The sequence below is a fragment of the Streptomyces sp. Wb2n-11 genome, assembly GCF_001049855.1.
Taxonomy (GTDB): domain Bacteria; phylum Actinomycetota; class Actinomycetes; order Streptomycetales; family Streptomycetaceae; genus Streptomyces; species Streptomyces altiplanensis.
Genome location: NZ_CVPB01000001.1, coordinates 4033559 through 4049409, shown reverse-complemented (window position 1 = coordinate 4049409; position 15851 = coordinate 4033559). Strand labels below are relative to the sequence as shown.

Sequence of the window (15851 nt, the reverse complement as noted above, 5' to 3'; positions counted from 1 at the left end):
CCGAAGGGGAACTTCCATGTCCTACGAGCGACTTAGCCGTCGTGGTCTGCTGGCCGCCTCCGCCGGCGCGGGCGCCGCGCTGATCACCGGGCCGGCCGCCGGATCCGCCTCGGCCGCCGAGGTGCCGCCGCCGAACCCGTACCAGACCAGACTGCCGCACCAGATAGAGGCGGAGGCGCTGATCGACTACTTGCGAATGCGTCCCTGGAGCGACAACGCCAACCGCTACAAGACGGCAGGAGAGTTCCCCGACGAGAACTCCTCGGTCGTCTGGGGCACGCCCGGGCACCCCGAGGAGTTCTCCTCGTTCGCACAGTGCTCGTCGTTCATCACCCTGGTCCTGCAGCGCGCCTACGGCACCGGAACGGCGTACGGATGGGCGACCAGGGAGTACTTCAGCCAGTACTTCAACACCGAGGCCGGCAAGTTCTACCCGACGGCCGAGAAGTTCCGTGAGGGCTTCGCGAACGCTGCGGCCATCCCCCATTTCACGGCGGTCACCAAGCCGGTCAACCTCCGCCCCGGAGACCTCGTCGCCCTGGACTACGACCCGACGGCCACCAGCGAGCCGTACACCGGACACATCGTGATGATCCGGGAGCGCAAGGGGACATGGAGCTCGCCGGTGGACAGCGGGGTCGGCACCGGTGTCGTTCCCTACGTCTTCGACGTCATCGACTGCACCAGCAACCCGCACGGCAACCCCGCCGCCTCCGAAACCGCCGAGGCCACCTACCGGGGCTTCCCCGACACCCGCATCGAGGAGACACCCGGCGGGACCCCCGAGTGGACCGAGCACAACGGCGCCGGCTACGGCCACATGGTGTTCTACGGAGACGGCACCACGAAGCTCTTCGCCGGCTACCGCTGGGGCGTCAACTCCTCCACCGTCCACAAGGTGACCGCACGCCCGATCGCCGCGGCCCGCGTCTACCTCGACTGACTCCGGCCGGCCACCGTACGGAGCAGGGCCCGTGGCGGGCCCGGTGACTTCCTTGCTGCTGCACACCCCGAAGTAGCTATCGCCCCGACCAACCTCACCCGCCACTTCGGCCGACTCCTCAACCAGGCCGGACTCCGCCGCATCCGCTTCCACGACCTCCGACACTCGACCGCGACCCTGCTCCTGGAACAGGGCGTCGACCTCGTCGTCATCAAAAAACTCCTTGGCCACGCTCACATCGGCGTCACCGCCGGCGTCTACGCCTACGTACGACTCCGACTCCAACGCCAAGCCATCGACACCCTCAACGACGTACTCGGCACGGGCAACGACGACCGAGGAGACCCGCCCTCCGCGACAACCGTCCGCTGACGTTGCCGTCACCGTTGCCGTCAAAAACCAGGATGCCCCTTTCCCCGTAACCCGGGAAAGGGGCATCCTGGTTCGCTCCACAGGAGCATCTACGGCGATTTAGTCGTCATTCAGGAGTTGCAAAACTCCTTCAGGTCCACCTGAATCGATAATCCCCTTGAAGGAATCCAGCATCGCCGCCAGACCGCCCTCCGGAATGATTACGAGGTCAGAACACTGGAAGTACGCACCGCTGGCACATTCCCCAGTCTCCTGCCATCGATTCATCACCTGTTCGATCGCCCGTAGCGTCATGAACGTGGCGCTCCATCGCGTCCCATCCGGGAGACTCAGTTCAGCGTCAACGTTCTCAACGGTTTCCTTGTCGTCCTCCGCGCCCAACATGAAGAGGGCGCTGAACTGCTGGTTCTCTATGCGGTAGAGGGAGTCACTGACCATAGAGCTGATTCAGCCTCGCAATCACCTTGGACTCGTTTGCCTTATCGGATTTCCCAACGATCTGAATCCCTCCGTCAACATTCCGGAAGAATAGGCGACCACCGTTTCGCCCTCGCGCATAGGTGACATCCGTTCCAGACAGCGCCTTACTTCCGAGTCCCGGATTCATATTCCCGCGCGACAGCTGCTGGAACAAGCTATCCAGGTCGGCCTGAACCTTCTGGTTCTTCCCTGCCTGCTGCGCAGCCTTCACCAGAGACGAGTCCCCGCCAATCGCGGAAGACATCGTAAGGCAGCCATTGGAATTGTGAACCAGAACCGGAGTCTCGCCCGCCAGCACATAGTACGTGTGCAGGCCCTCGATGGTGAGGTTGTAGGTGCGGGTGCGGTCTTCGTACTGACGGGTGTCGGTGACCTTGACTGTACGACCGTCGTCGGTACGGAGGGTCATGTCGGGCTTGAGGTCGCCGGCCTCGATCCAGTCATGCGCGGAGACGGACCAGAACGGGTGCTCGTAGGTAGCTGTGAGTTTCTCGCTGCCGTCCGGAGTGGCGATCGTCAGTTCCGTGAAGTGCTTGTCATCGTCGGTGACGATCGTGGCAGTTACTTCACGCTCACTGGTCTCGCCGGTTTTCGGATCAGTCGCGATGACCTTGTCGCCGACTTCGACGTCCTCGATGTCCACGGTGTTCCCATTGGCCATGAGAACACCGGTTCCGGCGAGGAAGCATTTACAGTCACGTGAGGATTCTGACTTCTTGACCTTCTTGGCTTTGAAAAATTTTGCTAGCTTGCCGGCCTTCAGCAAAGGAAGGTCGGTGGACGCCCAGAGACAGCTTTCGCCGTGACGTTCGGAGAGGCACTTCCTCCACGCCTCGGTGTCCGGCACTACCAGGGCAACAACGACCTCGAAGGGCTTCGATGACGGGCAGTCAATTTTGAACCCTCTACCGTGCGTGCATGTTTTTGGAGTTTCGGGAGCGGGGGTAGTGACCGTGACTTCGACAGTGATCCCCCCGGTGCCAGGACTGGGGCTGGGGCTGGGACTGGGGCTGGGACTGGGGCTGGGGCTGGGGCTGGGACCGTTGTCGTTGTCGCTGGGTCCCTTGCCGGGCGGTGTGCGCGGGGTGTCTCGCGGGTCGCTGCCGCCGCCGGGCATGTACAAGCCTGTGGGGTCGCTGAAGGTGATGGGATTGTTGTTCGAGTAGGTGTAGCCGTTGATTTGTTGCGGGGCCGCGAGGTCCATGATCGGATCGATGGAGATGAACCGACCGATCGAGGCGTCGTATTCGCGGGCGCCGAGGTGGATGAGGCCGGTGGTGGCCGTGTCGTCGGTGCCGCCGACGAAGCTCTTCGTGCCGGGCCAGGTGGGTGCGGGGGTCCCACGAGTGCCACCGAAGGGCAGGGTGCGGCGCTGGGTCATGGCGAGGTCGGCGGTTTTGACGGCGATCTGGCCGGTGCCGTGGTGGTCGGCGAGGGTGAGGGTGATGCTTCCGTCGTCGGCCTGGACGGCCTGGTGGCCGCTTCCGAGGTCGATGTAGCGCGTGGCTTTGGCCTTGGCGGCGCCCTTGGGCAGCACGAGTTCGGTATGGCCGAGGTACAGCGTGGTTTCGTCACCTGTCCGAGCGATCAGGCGGTTGCCGTCGGCGTCGTACAGATACTCGGTGACCTCGCTGGTGCCGCCCTCGACGGGCTTGGTGACCTTGGCCAGGTGGCCCTCGGCGTCCCAGTCGAGGGTCTGTGTGTCGCCGCCGACCATGCGGGTACGGGTGTTACCGGCCTCGTCGTAGGTGTAGGCGGTCTTCGACGTGCCGCCGGGCCCGATCTGGTTGACCTCGTCCAGAGTGTGCGGCTGCGAGGTTCCAGGGGTGGGGTAGGCGTAGTCGCGCTTGACGTCCTTGGTGCTGTCGCCTGCGGGGTCGTGCAGAGTTTCGGTTTTGCGATTGCCTGTTTTGTCGTAGGTGTAGGAGTGCCAGTACGGGGCCACTCCACCGGTCGTGCCGACGGAGGGTTCCGTCGAGCAGGTGGTGTCCGCCTCGGTCCATGCCTCGGACATGCGACGGAGGTAATCGTAGGTGAAGCACTGGTTGTCGGTGCCGGAGCGTGAGACGTCCGCGACGGACAGGATGTTGCCTGCCTGGTCGTAGCGGTAGGTCTCGTTGCGGTCGACGCCGTTGACGCCTTCGCGGTCCACGCGTGAGGCGGAAAGACGCTGGGTGCCCCACTGGTAGTCGTTCGTGACCTGTGTCTTCTTCGCACCGGCAGCGGTGGAGGCGAAGGTGTGCTGCAACGGCTTGCCGGTCAGCGAGTAGCCGGTGCTGGTCTCGAAACCGTCACCCAGGAGGGAGACGGGCCGCAGGGCCTCGTCGTAGCCGTAGGCGTACGAGCCCCCGGGCAGGGAGCCGGCTGCCGAGTAGGAGATTCCTGCCACCAGGCCGGAGGGCTTGTAGGAGGTGCCGGTCTGGTAGGTGCCGGCGAGGGCGCCTTCGGAGGCCGGGATCACCACGGCGGTGCGCTGCGGCCGGTAGAGCGAGTCGTACTGGGTGATGCGGGTGGTGTAGGCGTTGGTGCCCACGTAGCGGGTGGTGGAGGCGAGCTGGCCCTTCGCTCCGGTGACCGTGTCGTAGGTCCATTCGGCCCGCAGAGTGCCGGTGGCGCTGCCTTCGCGCAGCTCGGTCTGGCGGCCGAGATCGTCGTAGTCGCGGTAAAGGGTCTTCTTGTACCCGTCGGTGTCCGAGACGGTCTTGCCGTGATCGGTGGTGGTGACGAGCTGGCCGCGGTCGTCGTACGTGCTCCTGGTGGTTCCCTTGTCGGGATCCACCGCCTCGATCTGGCGACCGAGCTGGTCGTAGGCGTACTTCCAGCTGTTGCCTGCCGGGTCGGTGACCTGGGAGAGCTTGCCGTCGGGCGTGTGCTTGTAGGTGGTGGGGTCGTAGGCGGCAGTGGCGCTGCGGGAGTGGTGCTGGCGCAGCTCTGTGGTCTGCCCGCGGGCGTCGTTGAGGGTGGTGGTGGCTGTTCCGCCCTCCGGTGGGATGACCGTGGTGCGGTCGCCGTCGTAGAGGGTCTGGGTGATGCCGAGCACGGTGCCGCCGTCGCCGTTGCCCGCGATCTGCTTGGACTCGGTTTCACGTCCCAGACCGTCGTAGGTGTGACGGCTCTGGGTCTCCACGCTCAGGGCGTTTTCGGGGGTGAAGAGGTCCCGACGGGGCGCACCGGTCGTGTAGTAGGAGGCGAAGGTCTTGGCGACCTGGCCGCGCTCGTCGTAGAAGGTGTCCGTCAGCAGGCGTCCGCTGTCGGGGCCCACGTCCTGGGTCTGGCGCGGGCGCAGCATGCCGTCGTAGATGGCGTACGAGGCGATCTGGGCACCGTTGTTGTCCAGGGTCTGGGTGCGGACAGCGGTTGCCCGGCCTTCTTCGATGAAGTAGTCGAAGGCGTAGGAAGGGGTCAGGGAGGTGGCTCGGTTGGGCAGCCAGATCTTGGCTGAGCGGCCCAGCGCGTCATAGGTGAAGGTCGTGACGCGGTTGTTGGTGTCGGTCTTGGCGGTGGGCTGGCCGCGCAGTGCGTCCAGGGCGAGCACCGTCTTCTGAACCGTGGTGGTGTCCGCGGAGTCGGCGGGCGGAGTGGTCGAAGTGACCGTGGCGGGGAAGCCTGTGTCGGGACTGTAGGTGGTGGTCTTGGTAAGGCCGTCGGTGCGCGCGGCACGTGTCGGGGCGGCGGTGCCGGCGACAGTGACGTTGGCGGTGAGGTCGGTGGTCGCCGTCTCGCGGCCGTAACCGTCGAAGGTGGTGCCGACCTCCAGATAGGTGGCGGTGGTGCCGTTGTGCTTCTTCAGCGTGGCGGTCGCGGTCTCGTCGCCCTTGGTGGGGGCGGCTCCGTAGGCGAGGCCGTCGTAAGCGCTGCGGACGTCGGAGATGACGTCGGTGGCACGGTTGGGTGTGGCGTTGCCGCAGTCCGTCGCCAGGGTTTCGACCTGCGAGGTCAGGGTGAGGAGATTCGCTGACGTGTTGGTGGCGTAGGTGGTGCGGGTGCACCGATTGTCGGTGGCGGTGGAGGTGTCACCACGGTCGTCGAGTTCGACGACGCGTCCGGCGACTGTGTCGTACGTGGTCGACTTGGTGGTCGTGCGCCATTTGGTGCCCGCGCCGTTGTCCAGGGAGGTGTGGGTGGTGGAGTTGCCGGTGCCGGTGAAGTTGGCGGTCACCGTGCCCCAGTCGCGGATCTTCTTGGCTGTTTCGTGACGCCAGGGCCGCTCGATGGTCTTGGAGAGGACCTTGCCGCCGGGACCTGAGTAGTCGACCTTCTTGTATACGAATCCGGCAGCGGCCTCATGGTCGGTGATCGGGTCGCCCTCGCCCGTGGCGAGGGCGACGGTGACGGACTTCGTGGTGTCACCGGAGGCGTCCTTGCGGTCGCCGTGCATGCCGCGCAGGAAATAAGTGTCCTGCTGCGTCCTCATGGCGGTGTCCCCGCCCTGGCCCCCGGTCTTGACCCGTACCTGCCCGTAGCCGCGCCATTGCGACCAGGTCTTGTACTTTTCCTTGGTCAGGCCGTCGTCATCGTCGTAGTGCCATGCCCCGTCGCCCAGGTACGAGTAGGCGGTCACGGCATCCGGAGCGCCGCCGGTACGGTCGGTGGCGGTGACGGATTCGACGACGTACTTGTTGAACCAGTGCCGCTCGGGGGCTTCGGTGTCACTGCCGCCGAGCAGTTGCGGGAAGCAGCGGGTGGTGTTGGTCTGCGGAGTGGGCAGGCTGGCAGCGTTGCAAGCCTCGGAGGAGTAGTCGACGTCGATCTGGCCACCGTGCTCGTCGGCGACGGTGGACAGCCGGGCCTTGATGAAGGGGGCGTAGCCGTCGCCGGTGGTGTCCATCCGGTTGGCCAGCTGCGTGTAGGCGAGCGTGGTCTTTGGCAGCGTGGCCGGCGTGGCTGCGGTGTGACCGGTGCGCTGGATGGAGTCCAGCAGCAGCTGGTAGTCGATGTCGGCCTGGCCCCAGCGGTGGGCCAGCGCCCAGGAGTCGACCTTGGCGTGGGTGCCGTCGGCCTGCAGGACCTGGGTGCTGATGCTGGTCAGCCGCTTACGGGTCCAGAAGCTGGGGGCCAGACGACCCTGATCACAGTCGGTTCCGGCTGTGCAGTTCATGTCCCACGGCGTGTCGTACCAGTAGAACGAGTCCGTGCCGATCGAAGAGCAGTCCGTCTGGCTGTTGGGAATGCACCGCTCGGAACTGGTGAAGTCGACCTTGGCCAGTGGCTTGGTGCCGTACATGGAGCTGGACTTCAGGCCGTACTCGATGCGGTCGAGGTAACCGCCGCGGGTGTAGGGGGTGTCGTCGGCGGCCTTGAGGTTGCGGCCGTAGTGGTTGGTCTCTTTGTTGTAGTAGTACGCCATGGCGTTGCCGTGGGTGTCGACCGCGTAGTCGAGGTTCCAGCGCCATGCCTGTTGGCACCAGGACTCGGCGAAGGTGGCGCCGTGGCACTTCTCGCCGTCATCATCGCCGTAGACGGGAACGGTCCAGGTGGAGTCGGTCGCTTCCTTGCCGTCGGCCCAGCCGGGCAGGCGGTGGTAACCGAAGTAGTAGCGGGCACCGTCCGGTGCGGTCAGTCGCCAGTACTCACCATCGTTGTCACCGTTGCCCCGATTAGTCGAGGTCAGGCGGTTGATGAGGGTGCCGTCGTCCTTCTTGAGCTTCCACTCGTTAACCGTGCCGGTGGGGACGAGTTCACCGCCCTTGCCGTTGAAATTGATGAACGCGTTGTCGTAACCCCAGCAGAGATCACCGGGCTTGTTGCCGTCCGCGTCCTTGATGCCGTCGTCCGCGCATGGCTTGTAGCGGCGCTCGATGAAGCCGGGCGACAGGTCGAATCCGTCACCGACCCAGGAGGACTGGCTGTTGGTACCGCCAGTGCGTCCGTCGACTGTGCCAGAGGAGTACGAAAGGCCTACCTTCGGGGCCAGGTCACCCGGCACTTCCGGCACCGAAATGTCATATGCCCAGTTGAAGTCGCCGGAGTTGAGGTCGGTGTTCCAGGCCGAGGACGGGGCGAGGGGTGTCGCTTTGTAGTCGCCCGTCTTTCCGGTGTCATCGGCGACCGCCGCCATGACCGTGGGCCCTGATGCGCTCAGGGGAACCGACTTGGCGGTCAGCGTCTGCTTCTCGGTGTCGTTGTCCGTGACCACAGGGGTGGCCGTGCGGCACGCTGCCTTGCCCGGCGTGTCGAGCACGCAGGCCGGCAGCTTCACCAGGGTCAGGCGGGAGGCGTAGCCGCCGCCGAAGGACTCGGCGAAGGAGGAGTAATCCACCTGTGTGCCGACGGTCCCCTTCGTGCCCTTGGTAAGGGACTGGAGGCTGAACAACAGGCCGTCGACACCTGCCTCACGGGCCGTACCGCGCGGAAGGACACGTGCCTCGACCTTGCCGCCCGTGGCGTGCTTGGCCTGCTTGGCGGAAGGCGTCTGCAGCCGCACGGGCAGGTTCTCGGCCCTGAGCTGCGCGCTGGTCCTCTTCGCCGGCTCGGGCAGTGTCACCACCGCCGACCCGGGCTTGGGCCAGGTGGCCTTCGGCTTGTCCTGCGGGGTCCGGGGGCCCTTCTGCGCGGTGCGAGCAATGATCTTCTCGCTGTTGTGTCCGGCGATGGGCTTTTCCGATGCGGGCAGCCCCGGGAGGTTGCTGCCTGCCGCTGCCGCAGGCGCGAAAGCCGTGGCCTGGAGGAGGGTGGCCACCATGACCGCGGAGGCGCCCAGCGCGATTCTGCGCTGCAGCCGCCCACCACGCCGAGGTGGCGATATGCCGTTCATTCCTTGATCAATCCTTTGTCGGGTCAGTGCTCAGCGGCATAGCCGTGAGGAACACGGAAATGGCGACAAACGCAGGCGGGGCGCGGCGAAGTGCCGCGCCCCGCCGCACTGGTCAGTCGCCGGGCACCTTGGTGGGTACGTCGAACCAGCTGGTCGCAAGTTTCGCGACCTGGTCATCCGTCAGCGCACCCTGGAATATCCAGGTGTCGTCCACCATGCCGGGGAAGTAGTCGCCTGCCCTGGTGCCTGTGCCGGACCGGCCGACTTGAAGCGAGGCCGCCTTGAAAGCGAGCGCGTCTTCCGCCCACGGCACCAGGTCCGCGCATGCCGGATCGTCGTTCTCTCCATTGCCGTCGGCGTCCTGGCAGGTCACTTCGGCCAGTACGCCGTTGACGTACAGGCGTGCCTCCTTGGCGAAACCGTCGTAGGCCAACGCCAGGTGGTTCCACTCGCGGGCGTCATAGAACTCACCGTTGTCTGCCTTGACCACGGCCGCGTCAGTGGCGTCCTTGTCTGCCACTGACAGCTGCCAACGGCCGTGGTTCGCCTCCGGGGCCGCGGCATCAGGCACGAAACGCACCGCGAACGCGCTTTGCTTGCTGCCCTCCGCGCTGGCCACTGCCACCGCGTCCTTGGGCATTGCCGCCGCCTGCGCCCAGGCAGTGAGCGTGAAGCTGCCTGACGTATCAACTGGAACAGTGCTGGTCGCGGCATAGCCGCTCGTACCGTTCAGCTGCAGGGCACCGAAGTCGATGTTTGCCGCGTCCGACTTCGAAGCACCTCCGTACAACGTGAGCCCATTGCCCGTGCCGGCAGCATCCGGGGTAGTGACCGGAGAGGTACCGGCCGTCTCCTCGAACTTCCAACGGTTCTTCACCAGCGGACGCTGCTTGAACAGCTGCTGCACCTCGCCGGCCGAAACGGGCCGGTCGAAGAGCCTGACGTCGTCGATCTGGCCGGGGAAGTGTGCGCCGGGCTGTCCGTCGTACGAGCCGGCGCCGATCTGCACGGCGCCGCCCGCGTACCACGTCGAGGACACACTCGTGGGAGGCCCGGCAGGCGTACCGTTCACATAGAGCGTCAGGGTGTTGGCCACCGTGTCATGCACACCGGCCACGTGCACCCATTCCCCGCCGCGTGCACTCCTGCCCTCGGCCTCGACGGCACGGATGGGCGTGGCGTCGGGGGTGTCTGCGGAGTACTGGTTGAAGGCCCATCGGTCATAGGCGGCGGAGTAGTACAGCTCGAAGCCTGGCTTGTGCGTGCCTGCTTGCGTCGCAATGATCGCCGCGTGGTCCGGCTTCGTCTTGGGGAGTTTCACCCAAGCCGAGACTGCGAAGCTGCGCAGGTTGTTCACGAGCGGTCGCCCCGTGCTGGCGTAGTCGTCCTGCCCGTCGAACGTGGTCGCCGCGCCCGCGACACCTGCCGCACCCGTCGTCGGAGCACCTTGGTACCTGGCAGCTATCACCTCTGGCGTGCCGGTCAGCGTCGTTGAGGCGGCCTCCTCGTCCATCGGGAAGACGGCACGTGCGGGCCGGGCGGAGATGAGGGATTCTTTTCCGTTGAGTCGCGTCACTTCACCCTGCGCCAGCGGCTTGTCGAAGATCTGCAGCTCGTCGATGGAGCCCGGGAAGAAGCTTCCGGGCTTGCCGCTGTAGGAGCCGGCCCCGATTTGCAGACCGCGCCGGGCATCCCATGGCGAGTCGTACGTGATGGTGCCGGCCAGTTCACCGTCGACGTAGAGCTTCATCTCGTCGTAAGTCGCGCTGTAGGTGCCCACCAGATGGGTCCATTTGCCGACTGTGGCGCCTCCTGCGGAGGCTTGCATGACCCGGGTGATGCCCGCGTCAGCGGTGTCTGCCTGGTACTGGTTGAACGCCCACCGGTCATACGCCTTGGAGTAGTACAGCTCAAATCCCGGCGCGTGATTGCCTGGCTGAGCGGCGATGATTGCCGCGCCGTCAGGGGCCTTGGAGAGCTTGGCCCAAGCCGAGACCGAGAACCCGGTCTCGGTGCTCACCGTGGGGATGTCGGTCTTGGCGTAGTCGTCCACCCCGTCGAAGGTCACGGCTGTCCCCTTGGCCCCCGGAGCCTTGAGTGCGGGGCCACCTGACAGGGAGGCGGTGTATACCCCCGCGTCCCCCTTCGCTTCCGTGGCGCCGGCTCCTTCGTCCATGGACCAAGCAGCGCGCTCGGGCTGGCCTGCCTTGACCCTGAAGCGGTAACCGGTGGCTGCTGAAACGTTTCCTGCTGCGTCGAGCGAGGAAACGTAGAGCGTGTTCACCCCGATCTTGGGCGGCAGTATCCGCAGTGTCTTGGCGGCACCGCTCGCCGTGCTGATCGAGTTGCTGGAGCTGGGATTGACGTTGAGGCCGTACCAGTACTTGGTGACCTGCGTGTCGTTGGCCTTGATCTCGAACGTTCCGTACTTGCCCATCCCGTCGAACCACGGGTCGTCCGGGTCCTCCGTATTCGAGGCGGGATATTCGTCCGAGGAAATCGTCGGCGACCTCGGAGCCTTGGTGTCGTAGTAGAAGTAACAGCCTGTCGGGTCGCCTGCGTACGACCACGGCGAGTACTGTGCGCCGTCATATGTGCGGACGTGCCAGTTGACCTCCTTGTTCTCCGGGATCGACGACGGCAGGCTGATCGAGAAGTCGGAGCCGGAGCTCTTGGCCGAGGTCAAGGAGGGCTTCCAGGCTCCGCCGTCCCATGTCGCCTGGAACTGCACCGACACCCTGTCGCCGTCGGGGTCGGTGATCTTGTCGGCGTGGATCTTGCCGAGACTGCGGATGCGCTTGGCGCTCCCCGGCCTCTTGCAGGTGTCGCTGTACTCCATGCTCAGTTGCGACATCTTGACCTGGGACGGCGGCCGGTTGTACTTCACCCGCAGAAACGCCTTGTCGGAGAAACGCTTCCAGGCGTCCGCGTCCGACTCGTTGGAGGCCCGCAGGCCGAACGTCATCGACGGATCCCTGCCGTCGGCAGCAGCCTGCACGGCCGATCTCACCGAGAACTCGGCATCCTTGGCCTCACAGCCTTCGTAACCGTAGGCGAACGACTTGGAAGACAGCTCCTTGACCCAGAATCCGGATGCGTTCTGGGAGTTCCACGTGGTCGACGTCGATATGCCCTTCGTCTGCCACAGTTCCACGGACCGGTCCGCACATGAGGCAGACCAGGTGTTTCGCACCACGAACTCGGCCGACAGGATCGACTTGCCGGCGAACTTCGAGACGGGGATTTGATAGAAGACCCGCTTGGTGTCGTGCGGTGCGCAGTACGACCAGCCGCAGTAGCCCACGCCTTCGGTCGATTTGCCGTTGAACTTCCACTGCGGGGACGAGGCCCAGTACTTCGAGGCCATGGTCCACGATGTCGCCCGTGGCGAGTACCACTGCGGGTCGATGAACACCGGATACACGGTGTCCTTGCCCTTCAGCACCTCTGTGTCCGGGGTCAGGACCAGTTCGTCGCCGTCGGCCGGGATCTCTACACCGACCGGTGCGAGTTGTCCCGACTCCCCTGCCCCGGGCTCCCCACGCGTCTGATCATCGTTGGCCGCTGCCAAGGTCCGAGTGGCCGAGGTGCGAGCGGCTGAGGCGTTCTCACCCTCGCTCGAGTCCCACATCACCGGCGTCGACGCTTCGAACACCGCGTTTTTCGCACCTGCGTCCAGCGCCTGCAGGCCCCCCTCGGCGGTCTCCTTGATCTCCAACCCGTGAGCAGCCAGCTTCAGGCGCAGCTTCGCCAGGTCATTACTGGCTGCCGCCTTCGCACTCTTGACCACCAGAAGATGGGAGAAGCCTTCCGGTGAAGCGATCAGCCGCAGGTCTACCCCCGGAAGAACATGGGCATAGGTCGCCGTGTCGCCTTCAAGCGTCGGCTTGGGCAACGGCTTCGGCCAGGACAGCTCCATTTCACGGCCGGCTTTCTTCAGCCGCACCATTGGCCCCTTGCCGCCACCCGAGAACGCCACTTCCACGGTGGCGGCCTTGGGAGCAACCATCCCGTCCGCTGCGACTGTCAGGTCCGTGTCGACCGGCTTCCACGCGCCACCTGCACGCGCCCACACCGGACGCAGGTACTCCCGCGCTTCCAGATCACCTTCCGGAGTCGCGTAGACCTCGCTGGTCTCGCCGCGCAGCGATGAGACTTCCACGGCCTTACCGGATCGCTTGGCTTCCGCGAAGGCCTCCGCCTCCGAATGCGGTGCCGCCCCCGTCTCAGCCTCGTCGGCCGTTTCGACGCGTTGGGCCACCGGAGCCATCGCCACCGCGCCGGTAGTGGGCAACAACCCCACCAACAACGCCGACCCGATGACAAACCCCCCAACACTACCGACGCGATGTGCGCGTCTCTCCACGCCAAACACAGTCCCCCCACAATTCGCTCATTGATGTGTTGCGAACGTAACTACGTGTGCACGTCTCCCCACAACCCGCATAAGGGGCGAACGAAGACCAAGGCCCGAGCAGGGCAGTGGCACTCGTCACATCGACTAATGGTTGTACGTATCCCTACTACGACTCGGCATCCTTCCGGCTTCAAAATGATCACGTAACGTCTCGACTGCATGACCGTCGACTGCGTGGCTCTACGTGGAAGAACCCCAGAAGCCGTGCACCGAACCGCGCACCGGGGGAAGCCGGTGAGACGCGCGCTCTGGGCCTGAGCGGTTGCCCATAAGCTGGCAGGAGGCCGTGAGGTCACAGATTTCCCGATGCAACGGGAACCGCACCCTTCACCGCGGAGTTCCGCAAAGAGGGGGCAGGCCAAGGCCGGCGCGGTCCTGGCCACCTTCACCGACGACGCCCGCACCGCCACGCTCACCGGCCCCAGCCGCACCTTCACCGAGCCCACGACCACCGAGCCCCGCGGCCTGCCGCGCACCGCCAACGGCATGGCCCGTTCCAAGCTGGGAGCGGACGTCATCGCGCTGAAGGGTGTGGACGCCGGGTCCCGGCCGAAGTCCATCGACGTCCTGCAACCGGGCGACCTGGTCTTCTTCAAGCTCGACGAGCGCACCAAGGACCGGCTCGACCACGTCGGCATCTTCATGGGCCACGACACCGACGGGCACAAGGTCTTCGTGTCGAGCCGCGAAGAGGTCAACGGGCCGACCATCGGCGACAAGGGCGGCACGTCGCGCCTGGACGGCAACGGCTACTACGCGAGCACGCTGCGCAGCGCGAAGCGCGTCTAGGGCCGGGCCCGGTCCTCGCCCGGCACGGCTCCTCCGGCGGCGCTCAGCGCAGCTCCTCCGGACAGGCCGTGCCCCGCGTCAGCCCGTAGGGGGCCGCCAGCCGGTACACGCCGGGAGCGGGGGCGAGGAGTTGTGTCCACTCGTCCCCCGCCGCGTCCTCGTCCGCCTTCATCAGGCAGCCGTTCGGGTTGGTGAACGTCCGGTCCGCCGCGTCTCCGCGGGCCTTCGACTCCGGGGTCTCGGCCGGCGGTTCGACGCGCTCGCCCTCGGCGTCGACCAGGCCCAGCCACGGCGAGTACGGGATACGGATCAGCACCCGGCCCGCGCTCTTCACCCGGATCGTCAGCTCGCCCGCGCCCGCGCGGTCCACCGTAGCGGGCGGGTCGGCCAGCGGCGTCGGGTCCTCGACCCGGAAGAGCCGCCAGTTGGCGTCGCCCCAGACCTGCTTCAGGTAGGGCAGGCCGGAGCGCACGAGCTCGTACTCCTGGGTGGCTCCGCTCCGGTCCGGGGCGCCCTCGGGCAGTACGACGTAGTGCACGGCCCAGCGGTACAGCCACTCCCGGTAGGTGTCGGAGCGGAGCGTGTCGTCGTAGAAGAGGGGGTTGCGCTCCATGTCGGCCTGCCGGTTCCAGCCGCGCGCGAGATTGACGTACGGGGCGAGCGCCGAGGCCTCCCGGTGGCTGCTGGCCGGGACCACCTCGACCCGTCCCTTCTCCGCGCCGACCTCCTGCAACTGGTTCACCAGCGGCGCCAGTTCCCGCGTCCAGGACGCCGTCGGGGCGGTACGGGCGATGTCGTCGACGCTCTTGAAGCCGATCCAGGCGTTGAAGCCGGCGAAGGCGACCACGAGGGCGTACCACTTGGCGGTGCGGGGCACGGCGAACGGCAGCGCCGCCAGCAGGACGACACCCGCGAACACCATCGCCAGGCGCGACACGTTGCTGCCGATCTGCGAGTCGATCAGCCAGGTCAGGAGCACCCCGACGGAGTAGACGGCGGCTCCCGTCCGTACCGTCTTCCAGTCCTCGGGCACGAGTACGAGGATCAGCACGCCGCACAGGAACGGCAGCGAAGCCGTCCCGAAGGACATCGGCTGCGTACCGGAGAACGGGAACAGCCAGGACGACAGGGCGACGACGGCGACCGGCGCGAGGCCGAGCGCGTAGGCACCGGGGCGCCGCTTGTTGAGGAACAGCGCCGCCGCGACGACGCCGAGGAACAGGCCCGCGACCGGGCTGCTCGCCGTCGCGAGACCGGCCAGCGGCGCGGCGACGGCCGCCTTCGCCCACCGGTTCGCGGCCCAGCGGCGCGGCCAGCAGAACACCGCGGCGACCGCGCCGAGCGCGAACATCATGCCGAGACCGAAGGTGACGCGGCCCGACAGGGCGTTGCAGAGGAGGGCGAAGACCCCGGCGAGCGAGCACCACAGGGGGTTGCGGACCGCCTTGACGCGGACCAGGATCAGCGCGGTCAGGGCGGCCGACACGGTGCCGACGATCATCATCGTCGTACGGACGCCGAGGACCGACATCAGGTACGGCGAGACCACGCTGTACGACACGGGGTGCATCCCGCCGTACCAGGCGAGGTTGTACGCGGAGTCGGGGTGACGGCCGACGAACTCGGCCCAGGCGTCCTGCGCGGCGAGGTCGCCGCCGCTGTTCGCGAAGAAGAAGAACCAGACGACGTGGGCCACCGCGGCGGCGGCCGTCGCGACCGTCACGGGGTGCCGGAGGACGTGGCGCAGGCGGTCTCCGTCCCGGGCGGGGGACGCGGGCCCGGGCCCGGGGCCGGTGCTCCGGGGCGTGGCCACCGGTGTGCGGCGTGGCGTCGCACCGTCCGGTGGGCCGCTCCGTGTGCCGCCGCTCCGTGTGCCGGAGCCGCGTGTACCGAAGTTCCTGCTGTCCTCGTCCTCGCCCCTGGCGCGCGTGGGCTCAGCGGTGGTCATTACTGCTCTCCCCGTCTTCCCCGGGTACCGACGAACCCCCGACATGCGCAAGGACGCCGTCCCCGCGTCCCGCAGTTGCCCGGACGCTAACACGGAGCGCACGTGGCGCTGCCGCCGGTTCCCGCGACCGGCGGCAGCGCTTCACTCA

5 protein-coding genes and 2 pseudogenes are annotated in these 15851 nt (G+C 66.5%); 3 read left to right on the top strand and 4 right to left on the bottom strand.

All coding sequences use genetic code 11. The features are described 5' to 3' along the window. Positions 1–16: 16 nt before the first annotated feature. Positions 17–943 carry a hypothetical protein gene (locus tag BN1555_RS18470; protein WP_093800411.1) on the top strand — a complete coding sequence of 309 codons (927 nt, stop codon included), beginning with the start codon at positions 17–19 and terminating at the stop codon, positions 941–943. Between the two features lie 84 nt (positions 944–1027). Beyond that, positions 1028–1315, top strand: a pseudogene (locus BN1555_RS18465) (tyrosine-type recombinase/integrase); the annotation flags it as partial. A 99-nt stretch (positions 1316–1414) separates the two neighbouring features. Here BN1555_RS18465 and BN1555_RS18460 read toward each other — a convergent pair. From BN1555_RS18460 to BN1555_RS18450, 3 genes are all read right to left on the bottom strand, one after another. Next, positions 1415–1753: a hypothetical protein gene (locus tag BN1555_RS18460; RefSeq protein ID WP_093800410.1), complete on the bottom strand. Its 339-nt coding sequence runs from the start codon at positions 1751–1753 to the stop codon at positions 1415–1417. Then, positions 1743–8477 (bottom strand): polymorphic toxin-type HINT domain-containing protein, encoded by a 6735-nt coding sequence (locus tag BN1555_RS18455; protein WP_093800409.1) that lies wholly within the window; start codon positions 8475–8477, stop codon positions 1743–1745. The genes BN1555_RS18460 and BN1555_RS18455 overlap by 11 nt, the downstream gene beginning before the upstream one ends. A 184-nt stretch (positions 8478–8661) precedes the next feature. Beyond that, positions 8662–12819: a LamG-like jellyroll fold domain-containing protein gene (locus BN1555_RS18450; protein ID WP_093800408.1), complete on the bottom strand. Its 4158-nt coding sequence runs from the start codon at positions 12817–12819 to the stop codon at positions 8662–8664. 609 nt (positions 12820–13428) lie between these two features. Between BN1555_RS18450 and BN1555_RS18445 the strand changes: the two are divergent. Next, positions 13429–13755, top strand: a pseudogene (locus BN1555_RS18445) (NlpC/P60 family protein); the annotation flags it as partial. Positions 13756–13798: 43 nt separating this feature from the next. On the opposite strand, the gene BN1555_RS18440 reads toward BN1555_RS18445, so the two are convergent. Beyond that, positions 13799–15703, bottom strand: coding sequence for an MFS transporter (locus BN1555_RS18440; protein ID WP_093800407.1), 1905 nt, complete (start codon positions 15701–15703; stop codon positions 13799–13801). Positions 15704–15851: the final 148 nt, after the last annotated feature.

Excerpts from the sequence above, each read along its gene's own strand:
- BN1555_RS18470 (WP_093800411.1), top strand. The coding sequence starts at position 17 with ATGTCCTACGAGCGACTTAGCCGTCGTGGTCTGCTGGCCGCCTCCGCC.
- BN1555_RS18460 (WP_093800410.1), bottom strand. The coding sequence starts at position 1,753 with ATGGTCAGTGACTCCCTCTACCGCATAGAGAACCAGCAGTTCAGCGCC.
- BN1555_RS18455 (WP_093800409.1), bottom strand. The coding sequence starts at position 8,477 with ATGGTGGCCACCCTCCTCCAGGCCACGGCTTTCGCGCCTGCGGCAGCG.
- BN1555_RS18450 (WP_093800408.1), bottom strand. The coding sequence starts at position 12,819 with ATGGCTCCGGTGGCCCAACGCGTCGAAACGGCCGACGAGGCTGAGACG.
- BN1555_RS18440 (WP_093800407.1), bottom strand. The coding sequence starts at position 15,703 with ATGACCACCGCTGAGCCCACGCGCGCCAGGGGCGAGGACGAGGACAGC.